Raw genomic sequence first — 18,950 nt, 5'->3', positions numbered from 1 at the left:
TTCTTTAGTTGTTTGGTTTTTCTTTTTCAAAAAATATTATAATGTGTTCACATTATTTAAATCTTCAAAAGCTTTTTTTAATCTAGCTTTAAAAGTTTGCTCTCCTTCACGTAACCATTTACGAGGGTCGTAATATTTTTTATTAGGAACATCATCTCCTTCCGGGTTACCAATTTGAGCTTGCAAATATGCAGATTTTTCTTTCATATAATCACGAACTCCTTCGGTAAATGCATATTGTAAATCGGTATCGATATTCATTTTTACAACTCCGTAGCTAATTGCTTCACGAATTTCTTCTAAAGTAGAACCAGATCCTCCGTGGAATACAAAGTCAATTGTGTTGTGAGGAACATTATATTTTTCTGTAATGTGTTCTTGTGAGTTCTTTAAAATTTTTGGAGTTAACTTTACGTTTCCTGGTTTATATACTCCATGAACATTTCCAAAAGCAGCAGCGATGGTAAATTGTGAACTAACGCTCATCAATTCTTCGTAAGCATACGCTACTTCTTCTGGTTGAGTATATAACTTAGAGCTGTCTACATCTGTATTGTCAACACCATCTTCTTCCCCTCCTGTAATTCCTAATTCAATTTCTAAAGTCATTCCCATTTTACTCATACGAGCAAGGTATTCTTTACAAATTTCAATATTTTCTTCTAAAGGTTCTTCACTTAAATCAATCATGTGAGAACTGTATAACGGTTTTCCTGTTTCTTTATAAAATTGCTCACTAGCATCTAACAAACCATCAATCCAAGGCAATAGTTTTTTAGCAGCGTGATCTGTGTGTAAAATAACAGGAATTCCATAAGCTTCTGCTAATAAATGTATGTGTTTAGCCCCCGCTACTGCCCCTGCAATGGCTGCTTTTTCGTTGTCGTTCGATAAGCCTTTACCTGCATTGAATTGAGCACCTCCATTAGAGAACTGAATAATTACAGGCGAGTTAAGCTCTTTAGCTGTTTCTAAAACTGTATTAATAGTGTTTGATCCCACAACATTAACAGCTGGTAAAGCAAAGCCTTTTTGTTTGGCTAATTCAAAAATTGCTTGAACTTCTTTTCCGGTGGCAACTCCAGGTTTAATCATTTTTTTGTTGTTTAGTAGTGTGTTACATAAATTATGGAACAAATCTACACTTTTTTATACAAGTTGCGATAAATTTTTAACAGAAAGTACTTTGTTAAAAAGGGTAATTAATACCTATGTTTAGTACAGAGTTGGTGAAATTGAAGTTTTGAAACCACTTATTATCTGTTAGGTACGGTTCGTGTGCTTTGAACCCTAAATCCAATCTGGCTATTAAAAATTTAAAGTCATAACGAAGCCCAAAACCAGCTCCTACAGCGATGTCTTTTAATGACTTAAAACCGTTAAATTTAGCTGGGTCATCAACAAATTCTGTATTGGTTATATCCCAGATATTTCCTGCATCTACAAATAAGGCAGACTTTAAAGAACCAAAAACATTAAAACGATATTCGAAGCTAGTTAAAAATTTTAAACTTCCTATATTATACTCAAGAACAGGCGCTCGTGTACCTGGCCCTAAATCGTAAGTTCTCCAGGCACGTATATCGTTTGAGCCACCTGCAAAATAACTACGAGAAAAAGGAACACCAGAATTGTCGTAAGTAAAAATAGCCCCAAGAAAGGTTCTGTGAGCCAGTACATTGTTATCACCTAAATCCCAATACTTTTTATATTCTAAGTCCGTTTTAAAATATTGAGCAATGGGGATTTTAAATACTGTTTTTTGTCCAGAACTATTGGTCTTTTTAGATAAAAGGCCCATAATATTTCCTGAATTAGCGATTCGGAACTTAAAAAAGGAAAAGCTTGCATCTTTAATATTTTCTTGGTTATTGTAGGTATAACCATAAGCTATTTCAGGAATTAAAAAGTCAGAAGTAACAATATTGTATCGGTTGGCAAGATTTAAAATATTTTGAAACTCATTCGGGTTTGAAGCTGCAAAACCAGCATCAGTAAGCACATTTGAAACAAAATTAATAATCTCATTAGAATTGTTAGGTGTGTTCTCAGGAAAAGTATAAGAAGGGTCATAAATTTGAGCAACTTCTGCTAATTTTCGATATTCTGAATTATAAATTGAAAAATAATTATCAACATTTAAGTTTCTAATATATTGGGTATTTAACAGTTCTAGTTGAATAGACTTTTTCTTATTGTAGTCCCATTTATAATCAATTCCAACTGAGATGTTTTGCTTGTCTAAACCAATATTTTTTTGAATTCCAATTCCTGAATAAAATTTAGTTCTAGGAAACATTCTTTTTGGAACTAGCTTATTAAGTCCAAAAGGAGCCATAAAACGAGGTACTTCTAATGAAATATCAGAACCAATTTCCCAACCAGGGCCATTGTTAGAGTTAAAATAAGAACCAAAAGTTGATAGCTTAAAAAGCTCTGCCCCTTTGAAGGTATTTCTGTTTGTTAAAGAAAACTTTAACGAAATGTCAAAGTTTCGAATATTTGAACGTGACAATTCAGATTCAAAACCGAGCGTATATTTTTCTATTGGGGTTAAATATACATTTGCTTCTAGTTCATTTTCACTTAGCTCATTATACCGAATAGAAGTGGCTTTAAAATTTTTCAGTCCTCTTAAATGGGTACGAGTTAAATTTCTTAACGAATCACTATAAACGGTATTTGGTTTTATAAATATTGATTGAGATAAGTACTTAGGATTGTATTTTAGCTTTCGAAGTGCGTAAAAGTTAATTCCATTATAAGTAGTAGTATCCTTATGTTTAGAATTTCGTGTGCTATAAGTATAGTCGGTAAAAACGTTTACTTTTTTTAATTTCTGAATTTGAAAAGGAATAGTTTTATCAGAAATATTAATATCTACATCGGTTTTTTCATAATTCTTTAAAGTGTCATTTTCAAAGGAGATATAATTTTCATTGAATTGATATATTCCTTTGTTTCTAAAAAGTTTGACTAGTCGGTTGGCCTCTTTTATAAAGTTGTCGTTTTTATAGTGATCTCCAGACTTTAAGTAACTTTTGTTTTTTGTAAGCTGGTATAAAGAATCCAGAACAGGTGAGGTGATAAAAGTTTTTATAGAGTCAAGATAAGAAGGTTTTCCTTTTGAAATATAGTAACTAATCTTTCCTTTCTTTTTACCAATGGTATCTTTTTTTGAAAAAACTTTAGCTCTAAAATACCCTTCGGTTTGAAAGTAAGCTTTTAAATTATCTACAGTTCTATTCGTTTTCTTATCGTCAATTATAATAGGTGCTTCACCGCTAGTTAAAAACCAATTGTTGAAACCAATAAATGTTTTGGCGACTGCAATACTTTGTTTTTCTGAAAAGACATCTTTGTAAAAGTGATAGGTTTTTGGATGTTTCTTCGCCCATTCGCTTGGTGTTTTTGGAGCTTCTGGGTTACCTAAATTATAAAAATGTAATGATAAAGGCATACCCAAAGCCTTTGCATTAGGACGCTGTAATAGCAATTCAGAAATGTTTTCACTTGAGTTTTTTACACTGTCAATATACACGGTGTTTTTGGCTAGCAATAACTCGTTTTCTTTAACATATTTAATCGTGCTACAAGAGCTGAATAAGACTACTAATAAAAAGAAGAAAGAAAGTTTTTTCATTAACTTTACGCCTCGTATTAAGAATCAAAAATACTATTTTTTAGTGGTTTTAGAGTGTTAAAAACAATTTAATGAGTTTATCTAAAAACAATATAAAGTTAATAACTAGTTTACAGCAAAAAAAGTATAGACAAAAGCATCAATTATTTGTTGCGGAAGGGCTAAAGGTGGTTAAAGAATTGTTAGCATCTTCTTTGGAGCTAGAACAATTATATACTACAGATGAGTCATTTATTTCCAAAGAAAGTAAAGAGGTTACTTTGATTTCTGAAAACGAATTAAAAAAAATAAGTACTCTAAAGACACCAAATAAAGTATTGGGAGTGTTTAAAATTCCGAAGAAAAAAGAGATTAGTAAAAGTAACTTTATGGTTGCTTTAGATGGTATAAACGACCCAGGGAATTTAGGGACAATTATTCGGTTGTGTGATTGGTTTGGAGTTTCTGAGTTGGTATGCTCTAAGAATACAGTTGATTGCTATAATCAAAAAGTGGTGCAATCTAGCATGGGGTCGTTAACAAGAGTTCAGATTTCATATGTTGATTTATCTGAGTTTTTAACAAATACTTCACTACCTACATTCACAGCCGATATGCATGGTGATAATGTATATACCTCCTCGTTGCCTCAAAAGGCTATTTTGGTAATGGGAAATGAGGCAAATGGTATTTCATCTGAAATTGCAGAACTTGTAAAAAACAGTGTAACTATTCCAAGATTTGGAGATTTACAACAAACAGAAAGTTTGAACGTAGCTACTGCAACAGCTATTCTATTAAGTGAGTTTAAAAGACGAGTGGTTTAATTTGACTAAGCAACCGATGCTTTATTTTCCTTAGAAAAAGATTCTAATTCTTCTTGGTAAGGAGAGTTAGTGCTTTTATAAAAAGCAGAAAGATAATTTGTGATTTCCTTAGGTTTTATAGGTTCTATATTTTCTTTTTTGTGTAACTCAGGATAACATGATATGAAAAACGTTTGTATATGAGCTATTAGTTTAATTAGATCGTTACAATAAACTGAAGGATTATTGAAACCACTTTTTTTGCTATAACGATGAACTAACCTACCTCCTTTACAAATTTCATTTAATGGGCATTCCAAGCATTGTTTACAAAGCTTAGTATTAAAATCATTAAAATATAGTTTGCCTAAAGATGTATGCTGTATATCTTGAAAACTATTTTCTTTAATATTGAGTCCCGTTTTTGTAAAACCATTACCACAAGCTTTTAGAGAGTCAATAGCTTCGATTTCTCCATTGGTTTCTATAACTAAAACAGTTGATTCGTTTTTTGTTTTTTCATTAACTCTCATAAGAGAGTTTAACAAGCCTAAAAATAGTGGGATTTTAAACCGTTTGGAGTCGCTAATCCAAATGTCAAATAAATTAATTAACCAATCAGCCATTAAGGTTTTATCCTTATCGAAAGGAAAATTGTCGTGTGTGTAATCTGGAATTAAAAAATTTACATAGCTAGCATTCATTTTCTTGAAACTATCATACATCTCTTTTGGACTTTCTTTAATGTTAATAACACAAGCGATATCCGCAAAATTCATTTCATTTTTTAATAACTTAACACTTTCAAAAACGGTATCGTAGCTGCCATTTCCTTTATGGTCTACTCGATACATATCGTGTGCTTTTTTTGTGCCATCAATACTAACACTAGGGTAAATATCTAGTTTTTTAAATAGCTCTATCCAGTTTTTATCTAAAAGGACGCCATTTGTTTGTAAGTCGTATGAGAACGAAACATCAGTAAGCTCTTTTTGAATTTCTTTTACCTTATTTATAAAATCTATGAAAAAATCTTTGGAAGCAAGTAGAGGTTCACCTCCATGAAAAATAAAAGAGAACTCTTTTCTCTGATATTTTTTTATGTAGTTTTTCGTTTTTTCAATGATATTATCAACTACTTCTGTAGACATAAACTTTGGCTGGCTTTTGTAGGTAGTATCTCCAAGATTATACATGAAGCAGTATGAGCAATTAAGGTTACACCTACTAGCAATTTTTATGGCTAAAGAATTAAAATTCATAATTTGAAAAGTATTGATTAAAAACAAGGAAATTGTACTTATTGTATAATTTCCTTGATAAGATTTTATAAAGTTATTCTATAATTTAAAGACCTCTTTTTCAGCTTCAACTTCTATAATTCTTACACATTTTTGTAGTTTATCACTCCAAACTAATCCGTCAGGGCATACTCTTCCTCCACCACTAGTAGGGTAATAAATTTCTTCTTCAATATAAATAGCACCTCCTCTAATAAGGTCTAAATTGTCAGTTTGTAAGTTTGAAAACTTTTCCAACCCTTTTGGTAAAAAAAATGTTTTTTTCATGATTATTAATTTTAAGTTAATTGCTTACTCTATTTTTTAGTTTAAAATCACATTTTCAGCTGCCTGTGAAAAAAGTAACTCATACTCATTTTTGTTTAGTGTATAGTTGAATATGAGAGTAATTAATATTATGGTGTTATTTTAAGGGATAAGATTTGGAACTAATAGCGAGGATTCAGAAGATAAACGCTTTGCTGTAATAGCATCATCATCTTCATCCATATCGTCATCATCTTCGTCTGGATCAACAATTGCTGAATAGCTAGTAGAAGTTTGAATAGTTCCCCCTTTAATGGTATTTAAGTTACTTATTTGATAGATTGAAAATTTTTCAATTTCTTCAAGAGAGAAAAATGTTTTTTTCATAATTATTAATTCTAGGTTAATTCCTTACTTACTCTATTTCTTCTTTAAGTTTAAAGATTACATTTTCAGCTACCCGTAAATGATTAAACTAATAGAAGTTAATAAGCTTATTTCTTGAATAAGTTGTCACAAATATTAGCTATTTGATAAGAAAAAGTAAGGTGACTATGTGACTATTTATAAAAAAGGGAGGTACAATTTTAAAATTATAACACTCTTTAAGTAGTAATAACTAGTTTGTTCTAAAAGAGAGCTCTTTTAAAGTTTATGAAAAATATATGACAATAGAAAACCCTTTGTTTTTCTAGTATAAAAACAAAGGGTTTGTTTATTGTGGTTTTAAGTTTTTAAAACTTAAAATAATCCGTTTATCTGAGCATCTATCCGATCAATAATATAGCCTAAATCTTCTTGATTGTCTACAAAGTCTAAATTATCAACATCAATAATTAATAATTTTCCTTTGGTGTATTGACTAATCCAAGCCTCATAACGTTCATTTAACCTGCTTAAGTAATCAATACTTATAGAGTTTTCATATTCTCTACCACGTTTGTGAATTTGACCTACCAATGTAGAAATATCTGCGCGTAAATAAATTAATAAATCTGGTGGTGTTACTAAATTTTCCATCAATTCAAATAATGAAGAATAGTTGCTAAAATCTCGGTTAGTCATAAGTCCCATAGCATGCAAGTTGGGAGCAAAAATATGAGCATCTTCGTAAATAGTTCTGTCTTGAATTATTTTTTTACCAGATTTACGTAGCTCTAACACTTGACGGAAACGACTATTTAAAAAGTAAACTTGTAAATTAAAAGACCAACGCTCCATCTCTGCATAGAAATCGTCTAAGTATGGATTTTCATCAACCGATTCAAAATGAGCTTCCCAATTGTAGTGTTTTGCTAATAATTTTGTTAAAGTGGTTTTACCTGCGCCAATGTTCCCGGCAATTGCTACGTGCATAATTGTCTGTGTAAAATGTTTTTTAATGTTGCTGGCACTGCCAGATTAGGGGATGGTAAAATTACATAAAAAAAGGAATTGATAAAGAATTTAACAGATCAATTTATAACCATAGCCTCTTACGTTTACAATTTGAATATTTTCATCATGTTTAAGCTTCTTTCGCAATTTAGAAATAAAGACATCCATGCTACGAGCATTAAAAAAATCGTCATCTCCCCATAATTTCTTTAAAATAAAAGACCTGTCTAAAATTTCATTTTTCTTTTGTGATAGATGAAATAGTAATTCTGATTCTCGATGTGTTAATTTTTTAATATCATCATTAAAAGACAAAACCTGTTTGGTGTAGTTAAAAATATAATTACCAATCTTAATTGCCTCGTGGTTTTTTCTTAACTCAATTCTATTCATTAGGGCATGAATACGAACAATCAATTCTTCCATTGAAAATGGTTTTTTTAGATAGTCGTTTCCGCCATGTTCAAAGCCTTCCACAACATCTTTAGCTTGCGATTTTGCAGTTAAAAAAATAATAGGAAGGTGTTTGTTTTCCTGTCGTATTTCTTTGGCAAGAGTAAAACCGTCTTTTTTAGGCATCATTACATCTAAAACTAAAATATCAGGAGAGCTTGCTTGGTAAATTTTATAAGCTTCTTCTCCATTAAGAGCATGAAATACTTCAAAACGTCTAGTTTCTAAACTTTCTTTTACAATTTGCCCTAAACTAGGTTCGTCTTCAGCTAACAGTACTTTAATAATTTCACTCATTATTTAAAATAATTTTAAAAAGGGTATTATTGGGTTTTGAAGTTAACGAGATAGCGCCACCATGTTTTTCAATAATCTTTTTGGTGTAGTATAAACCTATTCCAAAGCCTTTTACATCATGGGTGTTTCCTTTAGGAATACGATAAAACTTATCGAATATCTTTTCTTGTTGATTTTTATCAATTCCTTTACCGTTGTCTGCTACAGTTATTTCAATAGCGTTTAACACTTGGTTAATGTGTACTTCTATTTTATTCCCACCATATTTGATAGCATTATCCAATAAGTTTGAAATGGCATTCTCAAAATGAAATACATCAATACCTGTGATTATTTCAGGTTTGTTTGATGAAAATTGAATTGTTTTTTCTGAGTTGGTAAACTGATGTTTTTTAGTGTTGTTTTCTATCAATTCAACTAAATTGACAGGCTCTTTCTTTAAAAGTAATTTTTCACTATCAAGGGTAGCTGTTTCTAATAACTTCTCTACCATTAAATGTAATTTTTCTATTTGTACAGATGAAATGGAAATGTATTTTTTGGTTTTTTCCTTATCATCTATAGCATTAAAATTATTAATAGCTTCTAGTGCAGTTGAAACAGTAGTTATAGGAGTTTTGAATTCGTGAGTAATGTTGCTAATTAAATCGTTCTTAATTTCAGCTAGTTCCTTTTGCTGATTGATGATTTTTAACAAGTAAAATAAACTGATAACCACGGACAATGAAAGTAAAAGAGATAGTACAATTCCTGTTGAACTTCTTTTAAGAATTTCACTTGATGGGTTCTCATACAATAGGGTTAGCTTTTCATCACTTTTAACATAAGTAGACTTAGCATCGCTTTGTAGGTGTAGTGTAGGTGTGCCTTCTTTTTTTGAGGAATAAAACAGCGTATCGTGTTTAAAATGATTTAAGTAAAATGGAGTAGGAATGCCTTTAGCTGTTAATTGTTTTTTTATAATTGAATCTAGCTTTTCATGATCTAAAGCATCATTTTGGACAGAAATAAATATGGTTTGTAATCCTTTTATTAGTTTTAAGCTATCGGTAGCTCTCTTTCCTTTAAAAACTTTTACTTTTTTAATTCCTGAAGAATCGAGATGAATACCAGATGTATGATTTTTACTAAATTGAGTAATCTGGGTGATTTTAGAATACTTCTTAGGTATAGAGTCGCTAATTTTATGCTTCATATTTTTAAGAAGTGAGTCAACAAAATAAGAATTCATCTTTTTAAACTCTTTTGGATCGTCTGTTTTTATATCAAAAGAAGAAATTTTAAATTCTATACTGTCCTTTTTTTTGTCAACTTGTGAAGAGAAGACTTCTTTCCAAATATTATTTTTAGAAGATGTTTTACCAGATTCTACTATGGCAAAAAAGTTTTGCTTAGTTAAAGCGGCATAATATTCTTCAACAGCATTATCCAAGCTTAATTGAATTTCATTTATAACACGTTGCTTGTTTTGTTGGTAGTTTTTATAGTTCCAATAAAATTGTATCAGAATTGTAACAACAATTGTCGTACTAATTAAATATAGTATCCAGCGATGTTTTTTTGTATTCATGTTTCAAAGATAAAGTGTTAAAGCGAATAAAAAATACGGTTAACACTCGTTAACACTCATTAACTCAAAAAGATAATATAGCTAAGCATATTTGTAGTGTTGAATTTAAAAACTAAAGAAATGAGAAATATCACACTATTCATATTGTTGCTGAGTGCCTCAATGTTTTCGCAAAACTTTCAAGGGAAAGCCACTTATAAGACTCATCGAAAGATTGACCTTAAAATAGATAATGATAAAAAGGGTAAGGGCGCCCCAAATGCTGAAATGCAAAAAAAAATACAAGCCCAAATAATGAAGCAGTTTCAACAAACCTACACGTTAAATTTTGATCAATCAACATCTTCCTACAAACAAAATAAGAAACTTTCTTCGCCTCAAGTTCAAACAGGAGGAATGCAAATTCAAATAATGGGCAATGGTGGAGGAACAGATGTGTTGTATAAAAACATAAAAGATAAAAGGTATGTGAACAAGACAGAGATAAGTGGTAAACGTTTTTTAATAAAAGACAAGTTAGAAAACTATGATTGGAAAATGACGGGAGAAACTAAGAATATTGGAAATTACACTTGTTATAAGGCAACTAAAACTAGAAAAGAAACCAGAACATCAATGTCTATGACAGATGGAGAAACTGAGGAGAAAAAAGAAGAAGTAACTATTGAAACAGTGGCTTGGTATACTCCTGAAATTCCTATTAGCAATGGCCCAGAACAGTTTTGGGGGTTGCCAGGATTGATTTTAGAAGTACAAGATGGAAAACAAACAATTGCATGTGCCGAAATTGTTTTAAATCCTTCAGAAAAAATAGAGATAAAAGAACCGACCAAAGGTAAAAAGGTTACTCAAAAAGAATTCGATACTGTAATGGATAAACATACTAAAGATATGATGGAGCGTTTTAAAAACAGACGAAAAAGTAACGACGGAAACTCTTTTCAAATAGAAATACAAGGGTAGTTAAACCGTGTTAAACCTTTTGTGTTTTTGAAAGTCTAATTCTTATACTACAAAAAAGGTATAAGTATCATTTAAAAACGAAAGTAATGAAAGGTTTAGTTACAGCTCTTCTCTTAAGTGTTTCCATGACTGTTTTTTCACAAACTAATTTTCAAGGAAAAGCAATTTATCAATCAAAAACAGCTATAGATCCTAGTTTTGGAGGGCGACAACTATCCGAAGAACGAAAGAAACAAATTTTACAACGTATGAAAAGCATGTTAGAGAAAACATACGTTTTAAATTTTACCAGAAGTAAATCTATTTATAAGGAGGAAGAAAAGCTCGAAACTCCTGGAGCTAGTAGAGGATTTCGGTTTGGAGGTTTTGCTGGTGGAGGGACAGTTTACAAGGATTTTAAAGTGGGAAAAATACTTGAGTCTACAGAGTTTTTCGGAAAGAAATTTTTGATTTCTGAAAACAAAGAACTACCCAAATGGGAACTTGGAGAGGAAACAAAACAAATTGGTAATTATACTTGTTTCAAAGCAACCATGGTAAAGAAAGCGACAGGTTTTGATTGGAGAAATTTGCGAAGAAGAGAGAGGGATTCCAAAGTAAAGCGAGATACTTCTACGGTAAAAAAAGAAACTGAAAATCTTGAAGCTCCCAAAGAAACTTTAGTCACGGCTTGGTATACACCGCAAGTGCCTATAAGTAGCGGACCAGGGAATTATTGGGGATTACCCGGTCTTATATTAGAAGTTAACGAAGGTAGAACCACTATACTGTGTTCAGAAATCATAATGAACCCTTCTGAGAAAATAGAAATAAAAGAACCTGTTAAAGGAAAAAAAATAACAAGAGAAGCATACAATAAGGTTGTAAAAGAAAAAATGGAAGAAATGAGAGAGCGATTTAGAAACAGACGTGGAGGAAATAGAGAGGGAAGAGGCTTTCATTAAACGACAACAACTCGCCTAATAAGAAAATCACATAATGAAAAAAATATTACTCATAGCTATTTGCATAGCTACTTGGACTTCTAATGCTCAAATTACACTGAGAGGAGTTGTAAAAGATAGCATTGGAACTCCTTTAGAAATGGCAAACGTAATTGCCGTAAACAAAGCGACCAAAAAACTAGACTCTTATGGTTTTACCGACGCTAAAGGGAACTATAAATTAAACCTAGCTAAAAATACAAGCTATAGCATAAAGGTAAGTTATATAGGACTGAAAACAGCAGAAGTTGATGTAGAAACCAACGAGGTCAATTTATTTAAAGACCTTGTTTTAGAAGAAGATGATCGTTTAGATGAAGTAAATATTACTTATAAAATGCCAGTAACTGTTAAAGGTGATACAATTGTGTATGATGCGGATAGTTTTAAAAGTGGAACGGAAAAAAAACTAGGAGATGTACTTCAAAAGTTACCTGGAGTTGAAGTAAACGACGATGGTGAAATTGAAGTAGAGGGGAAAACTGTAAAAAAGGTAATGGTGGAAGGAAAAGACTTTTTTGACGGAGACTCTAAATTAGCTACAAAAAATATTCCTGCAAATGCAATAGATAAAGTTCAAGTACTTAAAAATCATAGTGAAGTAGGACAAATGAGTCGTGTTACCGATAACGAGGATAATGTTGTGATAAATATTAAATTAAAAGAAGGGAAAAAGAATTTTTGGTTTGGAGAAGTTGCTGCTGGTTTAGGGTTAGGGATGTTAGATAGTCGATACATAGTGCATCCTAAGTTGTTTTATTATAGTCCGAAATACAGCTTAAATGTTATAACCGATGTAAATAATATTGGAGAAGTACCTTTTACAATGAGAGACTATTTTAAATTTACGGGAGGTTTTAGGCAATTTGGAGACAATAACGGAACAAACTTTAATGTAGGGTCTAACGATATTGCTTTTTTAACTTTAAGAAATAATAGAGCGAAAGAAATTGAGTCAAAATTTGGTGCTTTAAACTTTAGTTATTCTCCAAAGAAAACTTGGGATATTAGTGGGTTTGCTATCTATTCAGGAAATAAAACTGACATGGAAGAAACAACTCAACGTGTGTATTCAAATGCAGAGGTTGATAGCAATAGCCTACCTCCGTATGATGAGAATACCCCGTCTTCAATAAAGTATATTGATACCGAACAAACACAAGATGTAACAAATCAAACAAGTAATTTGGGCTTGTTTAAATTGAGTTCAAGTTATAAGTCAAACGCAAACAACCAACTCGATTATGATATTTTTGCTAAGGTTTCACAGCAACAGCAACGACAAACAACATTGTCATCAAGAACATATTTAAATGCAGATGATGAGGTAGTGCCTATTTATCAAGTTTCAGAGCAAAGCCCGTTTTCAATCAATCAAAACTTAAATTATTACTATACCTTAAATGATAAAAATATTTTTGCTTTTGAGGCGCAACATTTATGGCAAAATGAAGACCCGTTTTACAATGCTGAACTAGAAAAGTTATCTTTTTATAACTTGTTGTCATTAACCAATGTTAATCCAAACCCAGGAGACCATAATTTATTTAATGTAAGTCAGAATAAAAGAATAAAAACAAACAAGTTAGATGCAAAATTAGATTACTATTATGTGTTAAATTCTAAAAGTAATTTAAATATGACTTTGGGAGCGACCCTAAGTAATCAACAATTTAACACTACTATTTTTGAAATTTTAGAAGGAAATAAAAATGAAATTACTGAGCCAAATACAGTTAACGACGTAGATTTTTCTTTTGATGATTTGTATATGGGGCTACATTATAAATTCATAACAGGTATTTTTACCTTTAACCAAGGTTTTACATTACATAACTACGTATCTAAAAACACCCAATTAGGTGCTGTTTATGAAGATAATTTCATCAAATTATTACCAGATGCTTCGGTAAAAATTAATTTAAAAAAATCGGAAACACTACGTTTAAACTATGCCATGCAAACTAGTTTTACTGATGTAAATAAATTAGCGGAAGGGTATGTTTTTAATAATTACAATAGTTTATATTCAGGAAATAGAACTCTTGATAACTCATTATACCATAATATAAATTTGAATTATTTTAGTTTTAATATGTTTAATTATACCAATGTTTTTGGAGCAATTAGCTATAGTAAACGCATTAAAGAAATTAAGAGTAATACAGAGTTTATTGATGTTAACCAAGTAAGAACTTCGGTAAACTCTGCTTTTCCTGATGAGTCCATTTCTGCGAGGGCAAACTTTCAAAAGAGTTTCAGAAAGTTTAAGTTACGATTAGGAGGGAATATATCTTATGGAAAATCGAATAGTTTAATTACCGATCGCCAAACGAATGAAACAAGAAATCGATTGGCGAAAACATTTTCACAAACCTATACCTCAAAATTTAGTACAAACTTTAAAGAAGCTCCGAATTTCGATGTCGGTTATAACGTATCTATTAATAACTCAGATATTGGAGGAGTTGAAAACACTTTTACAACACATAGTCCGTATATAAACGTTGATGCCTTTTTCTTAAAAGAATTTATTTTTACATCAAAGTACGCCTATAACAACGTGCTTAATAATGGACAAACAATAGATAGTTATGGTTTTTTAAGAGCCGATCTTACGTATCAGAAAAAAGGGAGTAAATGGGAATATAAAGTAGGAGTTACCAATTTGTTAAATTCAACAGGGTTGAACCAGAATAGTAGCAATGATATTTATGTGAGTAATTCTTCGTACGTAATTCAACCTAGAATAGCCATGTTTACAGTAAAGTATAATTTATAAAAAAAGCAACCCTTTTGGGTTGCTTTTTATGGTAAGCTTAAAGTTATTTATTTAATCGCTATTTTTTTTGTTACTTGTTTGCCTGCATTTTCAATTTGTAAAAGATAAAGTCCGCTAGCAGCTTTAGTTAGTTGTATATTTTCATTAAACTGGCTAGAGATAGTGGAGAATTTTTGTGTTTCAATCAATCTCCCTCTAAAGTCAAAAAGTCTTATAATTGTAGATTCTTTGTCTTTTACTTTAAAACTTACTGTTAATGCTCCATCTGAAGGGATAGGGTACGCTAGTAAATCATCAAATAAAGTGTTGTCTGTAGCAAAGCTTTCTTCAACAATAATGGTATAGTCTTCTACCTCACCGTTAAAATTTAATCCACAAGAGTTAGGGTCACTATTTGTTTTTGTAGAAATTCTCATAGTTGTAGAACCTAATGGAGCATTTTCAGGAACAGAAATCGAAAGAGTGTTTGAAGAAGTTAAATCATAAGCTTCATCGGTGTCAAATGTACAGTTTTGGTTCCAATCAATCCATGCAACTGTGTTTATGTCGCTATTTCCAGCTGTATTGATAGTGGTTGTTAACTCGTAGGTTTCCCCTCTAACCACTTGAGTTGTTACTGATTTAAAATCAGAGTAACCATTTGTTTTATCAGAATTATTATTGATACCGTTAAAAGTAACATTTGTAATGCTTAATTGTGACTCAGTATTTCCAGAAGAATTACAAAGACTATTGTTTACATTTAAAAGTATATTTACCGACTTGGTCATTGAGGTGCTATTAGCGGTAACAGTTATTGTATAATCTCCTATAGCTACATCGGTTAAGTTAGTGACTGTTAAGGTAAATTTTCCACTGCTATTTATACTCGTAGGATTTAACGTAATAGTTGAGTTTGTTGGCGTTCCAGAATAAGAAAGGTTCACAGTTTCATTAAAACCATATAGGGCGGTATAATCTAAATCAAAGCGAATTTCATTTGTAGCTTGTTTACATACCGATAAATCTCCTGTGCTATTCGAAATAGAAAAAGTAGGTTCTAGAACTGTAATAGTATAATCTTCTACTTCGCCGTTAAAGCCCAATCTACAAGAATCGGGGTTTGCGTTTGACCTTGTCGAAACTCTCATTAATGTTGCCCCTGTAGGGATTCCTTCTGGAACAGTAATTGAAATAGAACCAGTAGAGGTTAAGTCATAAGTCTCATTAGTGTCAAAAACACAGTTTTGGTTCCAGTCTATCCATGCAATTGTTTTTACATTACTATTTCCGTCAGGATGAATAGTGGTCGTTAAATTATAGTTTTCACCTCTAACCACATCTGTACGTTGACTAGTAAAATCAGAATACCCTGTTGTTTTGGTAGAGTTGTTGTTTATACTGTTAAAAGTAACATTTGTAATGCTTAACTGTGAGGCCATATTACCAGTAGAGTTACAAAGACTATCGTTTACGTTTAAAAGGATGTCAACAGACTTAGTTATAGAGCCTGATGTAGCTGTAACTGTAATTGTGTAATCTCCTTTGGTAACATTGGTAAGATTGGTTACGGTTAAGCTAAACTTACCACTGCTACTTATTGAAGAGCTACTCAATGTTATTGTAGAATTAGTAGGAGCTCCTGAATAAGATAAATTTACAGTTTCATTAAAGCCGTATAAAGCATTGTAGTCAAAATCAAAAATTTGTTCATTTGTAGCTACATTACATACAGATACATCTCCTGTATTGTTAGTTATTGAATAAGTAGGAGCTGTTGGGAAAATGGAGAAGTTGGTATTATTTATATTATAAAAAATATTATCTGCCGCTTCTACTAGTATTCTAGCATTAGTAGTAGGAGTATCGGGTATAATAACAGCTTCAGAACCGTCATTTGGTGTGTTGCTCTTTAAAGTAATTGGATAGCTAAGACCGCCGTCTGTTGAAAGTTTTATGTTTACGGTAGCACAGTTAATAGGAGCTATATCTGTAGTTCCCTTATTCCAAGTAATAGTTTGAGTTGAGTTTACTCCCCAAGATACCGCAGAATTAGGGCTAGTTACAGTAAAAGCTTCAGCTTCCGTAACCGTTACTCTAATATCATCTCTAGCTGAATTTCCACCTCCAGAATGATTGTCTCTAACTGTAAGTGCAAAATCTAATTCTCGTGCTACTGAAGGTAAAACTTCCCATGTGGTAGCAGTATTACCGCTTAATACAGTAGATAGTGCCGGGATGTATCTATTAGGAGAAGAAGATGGAAGTAATGATCTAAACATAGGGCCTTCAGTATTTGTAGCTAATGGAGACATTGTTGCAATTTCATTATCAATTTGCTCCCAGGTATATGTTAAAGAACTTGGCCCCTCTGCATCAGTAGCCTCTCCTTTTAAAACAAACGGAGTAGACTTAGGAATGCTTACATCGTTTCCAGCGTTAGCGGTAGGAGCATTATTCCCTGTATTTGTGGTAGAAGCACAACTTCCAGATCCTTGAACATGACTCCACATTTGAGCGATACTAACCGCATGAAAATAATCATCACTTACACTTTGTACATTCGGTGAGCAAATACCGGCATAGCCCATAATTGTAGAACCACTTCCAGGTTCAACGGCTGTACTACTACTTCTATTACCATCACAAGAATTGTTAAAGGTATGAGTTGCTCCAAATTGATGTCCAACTTCGTGAGCAACATAGTCTATGTCGTAGGTATCACCAATAGGTTGACCCCTACCTGTAACTCCTTGAGCTTTGTAGTTTGTAACACATACAGAATTTAGTTGCGCAAGTCCACCAGCTCCAGTACTAAAGGTATGTCCGATATCATAATTAGCATTGCCAATAATATTATCGCATTTTTCCTGACTTTCATCAATTAAAATGCTGGCAGTATCATTGGTTAAGCCATCTGTGCTGGCATCTAAGAAAATTAATGCATCATTATTGTCTACAAGAACCATTCTAACAGCTAAATCTTTTTCATAAACTCCATTCACACGAGTAATAGTAGTGTTCATGGCAGACAGTACAGCTGCTTTTTTTTCTGCTTCACTAGCCGATGATGATACTCCTTGGTTGTTTATATGAAACTGAGCATACTCACCTGTACAAGCAATGGCCATTCTATAGGTTCTTAAATTTCCATCGTTAGCGTTTTTTCTTTGAGAAGTAAATTTGTCTTTCTTTTGTACTGTGTCTTCTACCGTACATGAAAATTCATCTTTAGTAGGAGGTAAACTACTCTTTTTATAAACAATGTATTCTTTATAGTCTTTGGTATATGGATTTATATAGGAAGTGCCTTCGTTTGCTGAAAAAATGATTGCGTGAACTCCATCATTACCAATACTTATCTTAGCAGAAGACGAAGGATTGTCTATTCCTTGAGCCGAAAAAGATTTAATCATAGGGAATTTTTCAGCTAAAGCAGGAGCTAGATAAGAAGTTTCTTCTATAGAAAACCTTTCTAGTTGCCCATTAGCATTTGGAAGTTGTATTATTTTCGAATTTGAAGTGCTTTTAGATTGTAGATTAGGCAATGTGTTTTTAAAACCGTCTAAATTCAAACTCATCAAAACGTATTGTTTTGGTAAAGAATTGGTGTTGAAAACCTCTTTTTTTTGTTGAGTAATGGCCTCTTTATGAACTTTGGTCCATAGTTGCTGTGAAAACAAGTTGGCTATAGACAAATAAAAAGCAAATAAAAAAGGAAGGGTACTTTTTTTAAACATAATTTCTGGAATTGATATAGGTTTAGTTTATAAACAGTAAAACTTTAAATTTCCCTACCTTTGTAAGGCAGTTTAGCGGTACAATTTATGAATAAAAAAATAAGAATTAGTGATCTAGGAAGAAAAGATTACAAAGAAACATGGGATTATCAAACAAGCCTTTTAGATGAAATAGTATCATTAAAAAGAGAAAGAAGGAAGGGAGAAAGTGAAATTGAAACCCCTAATTATTTTTTATTTGTTGAGCATCCACATGTATATACCCTAGGAAAATCGGGAGATATTAATAATTTATTATTGAACGAAGAGAAGCTTAAAGAAAAAGAAGCTACTTTTTATAAAATTAATAGAGGAGGAGATATAACTTATCATGGACCGGGGCAAATTGTTGGTTATCCAATTTTAGATTTAGAAAACTTTTTTACTGACATCCATAAATATTTACGTTTGTTAGAGGAATCAATTATTTTAACAATTGCAGAATACGGATTGGAAGGTGAAAGGAGTGAAGGAGAAACTGGGGTGTGGCTAGGTGTAGGTACACCATTTGCAAGAAAAATTTGTGCCATGGGTATTCGAGCAAGCAGGTGGGTTACCATGCATGGTTTTGCCTTGAATGTAAACGCTAACTTAGGGTATTTCGATAATATCATTCCTTGTGGAATTCGTGGGAAAGCGGTCACTTCAATGGAGGTTGAGTTAGGAAGAAAAATATCAGAAGAAGAAGTAAAAGAAAAAATTATAAAGCACTTTAAAGAGCTATTTGAAGTGGAAGAATTTATAAAAGCATAAAAAAGGGGCGACAATTGTCGCCCCTTTTTTATGCTTAAA

General features: G+C 31.9%; 14 protein-coding genes. 5 read left to right on the top strand and 9 right to left on the bottom strand.

The features are described 5' to 3' along the window. Positions 1-36 precede the first annotated feature (36 nt). Both fbaA and tamL read right to left on the bottom strand, forming a co-directional pair. Positions 37-1,095 (bottom strand): class II fructose-bisphosphate aldolase, encoded by a 1,059-nt coding sequence (gene fbaA, locus V1T75_RS05775; protein WP_330487606.1) that lies wholly within the window; start codon positions 1,093-1,095, stop codon positions 37-39. Positions 1,096-1,189: 94 nt separating this feature from the next. After that, a complete protein-coding gene (tamL, locus tag V1T75_RS05770) occupies positions 1,190-3,643 on the bottom strand; it encodes a translocation and assembly module lipoprotein TamL (protein WP_330487605.1) in 2,454 nt (817 codons plus the stop codon). A gap of 71 nt (positions 3,644-3,714) precedes the next feature. Here tamL and V1T75_RS05765 point away from each other — a divergent pair, with 71 nt between their 5' ends. After that, entirely contained in the window at positions 3,715-4,449 is a 735-nt protein-coding gene (locus V1T75_RS05765; RefSeq protein ID WP_330487604.1) for a TrmH family RNA methyltransferase, read from the top strand. A 5-nt stretch (positions 4,450-4,454) separates the two neighbouring features. Here V1T75_RS05765 and V1T75_RS05760 read toward each other — a convergent pair whose 3' ends face one another. The 6 genes from V1T75_RS05760 to V1T75_RS05735 all read right to left on the bottom strand — a co-directional run bounded on the left by V1T75_RS05760 (position 4,455) and on the right by V1T75_RS05735 (position 9,672). Next, entirely contained in the window at positions 4,455-5,690 is a 1,236-nt protein-coding gene (locus V1T75_RS05760) for a radical SAM protein (RefSeq protein ID WP_330487603.1), read from the bottom strand. Positions 5,691-5,768: 78 nt separating this feature from the next. Next, positions 5,769-5,996 (bottom strand): hypothetical protein, encoded by a 228-nt coding sequence (locus V1T75_RS05755; protein WP_330487602.1) that lies wholly within the window; start codon positions 5,994-5,996, stop codon positions 5,769-5,771. A 141-nt stretch (positions 5,997-6,137) separates the two neighbouring features. After that, entirely contained in the window at positions 6,138-6,362 is a 225-nt protein-coding gene (locus V1T75_RS05750; protein ID WP_330487601.1) for a hypothetical protein, read from the bottom strand. Positions 6,363-6,716: 354 nt separating this feature from the next. Then, positions 6,717-7,331, bottom strand: coding sequence for a deoxynucleoside kinase (locus V1T75_RS05745; RefSeq protein ID WP_125069014.1), 615 nt, complete (start codon positions 7,329-7,331; stop codon positions 6,717-6,719). Positions 7,332-7,421: 90 nt separating this feature from the next. Next, a complete protein-coding gene (locus tag V1T75_RS05740; protein WP_330487600.1) occupies positions 7,422-8,102 on the bottom strand; it encodes a response regulator transcription factor in 681 nt (226 codons plus the stop codon). Then, a complete protein-coding gene (locus V1T75_RS05735) occupies positions 8,095-9,672 on the bottom strand; it encodes a sensor histidine kinase (RefSeq protein WP_330487599.1) in 1,578 nt (525 codons plus the stop codon). The genes V1T75_RS05740 and V1T75_RS05735 overlap by 8 nt, the downstream gene beginning before the upstream one ends. A gap of 120 nt (positions 9,673-9,792) precedes the next feature. On the opposite strand from V1T75_RS05735, the gene V1T75_RS05730 reads away from it, so the two are divergent. From V1T75_RS05730 to V1T75_RS05720, 3 genes are all read left to right on the top strand, one after another. Then, positions 9,793-10,635, top strand: coding sequence for a GLPGLI family protein (locus V1T75_RS05730; RefSeq protein ID WP_330487598.1), 843 nt, complete (start codon positions 9,793-9,795; stop codon positions 10,633-10,635). A gap of 86 nt (positions 10,636-10,721) precedes the next feature. Then, entirely contained in the window at positions 10,722-11,579 is an 858-nt protein-coding gene (locus V1T75_RS05725) for a GLPGLI family protein (RefSeq protein ID WP_125343369.1), read from the top strand. A gap of 34 nt (positions 11,580-11,613) precedes the next feature. Next, on the top strand, positions 11,614-14,400 hold the full coding sequence (locus V1T75_RS05720) for a carboxypeptidase-like regulatory domain-containing protein (protein ID WP_330487597.1): 2,787 nt from the start codon (positions 11,614-11,616) through the stop codon (positions 14,398-14,400). A 47-nt stretch (positions 14,401-14,447) separates the two neighbouring features. Here the strand turns inward: V1T75_RS05720 and V1T75_RS05715 are convergent, their stop codons facing one another. Continuing rightward, positions 14,448-18,119 (bottom strand): GEVED domain-containing protein, encoded by a 3,672-nt coding sequence (locus V1T75_RS05715; RefSeq protein WP_330487596.1) that lies wholly within the window; start codon positions 18,117-18,119, stop codon positions 14,448-14,450. Between the two features lie 87 nt (positions 18,120-18,206). Between V1T75_RS05715 and lipB the strand changes: the two genes are divergently transcribed. Further along, on the top strand, positions 18,207-18,911 hold the full coding sequence (gene lipB, locus V1T75_RS05710) for a lipoyl(octanoyl) transferase LipB (protein WP_330487595.1): 705 nt from the start codon (positions 18,207-18,209) through the stop codon (positions 18,909-18,911). Positions 18,912-18,950: the final 39 nt, after the last annotated feature.

It is taken from the genome of Tenacibaculum sp. FZY0031 (assembly GCF_036350695.1).
Lineage (GTDB): Bacteria > Bacteroidota > Bacteroidia > Flavobacteriales > Flavobacteriaceae > Polaribacter.
The sequence above is the reverse complement of the archived record's forward strand: the minus strand, read 5'-3'. Positions and strand labels throughout refer to the sequence as shown.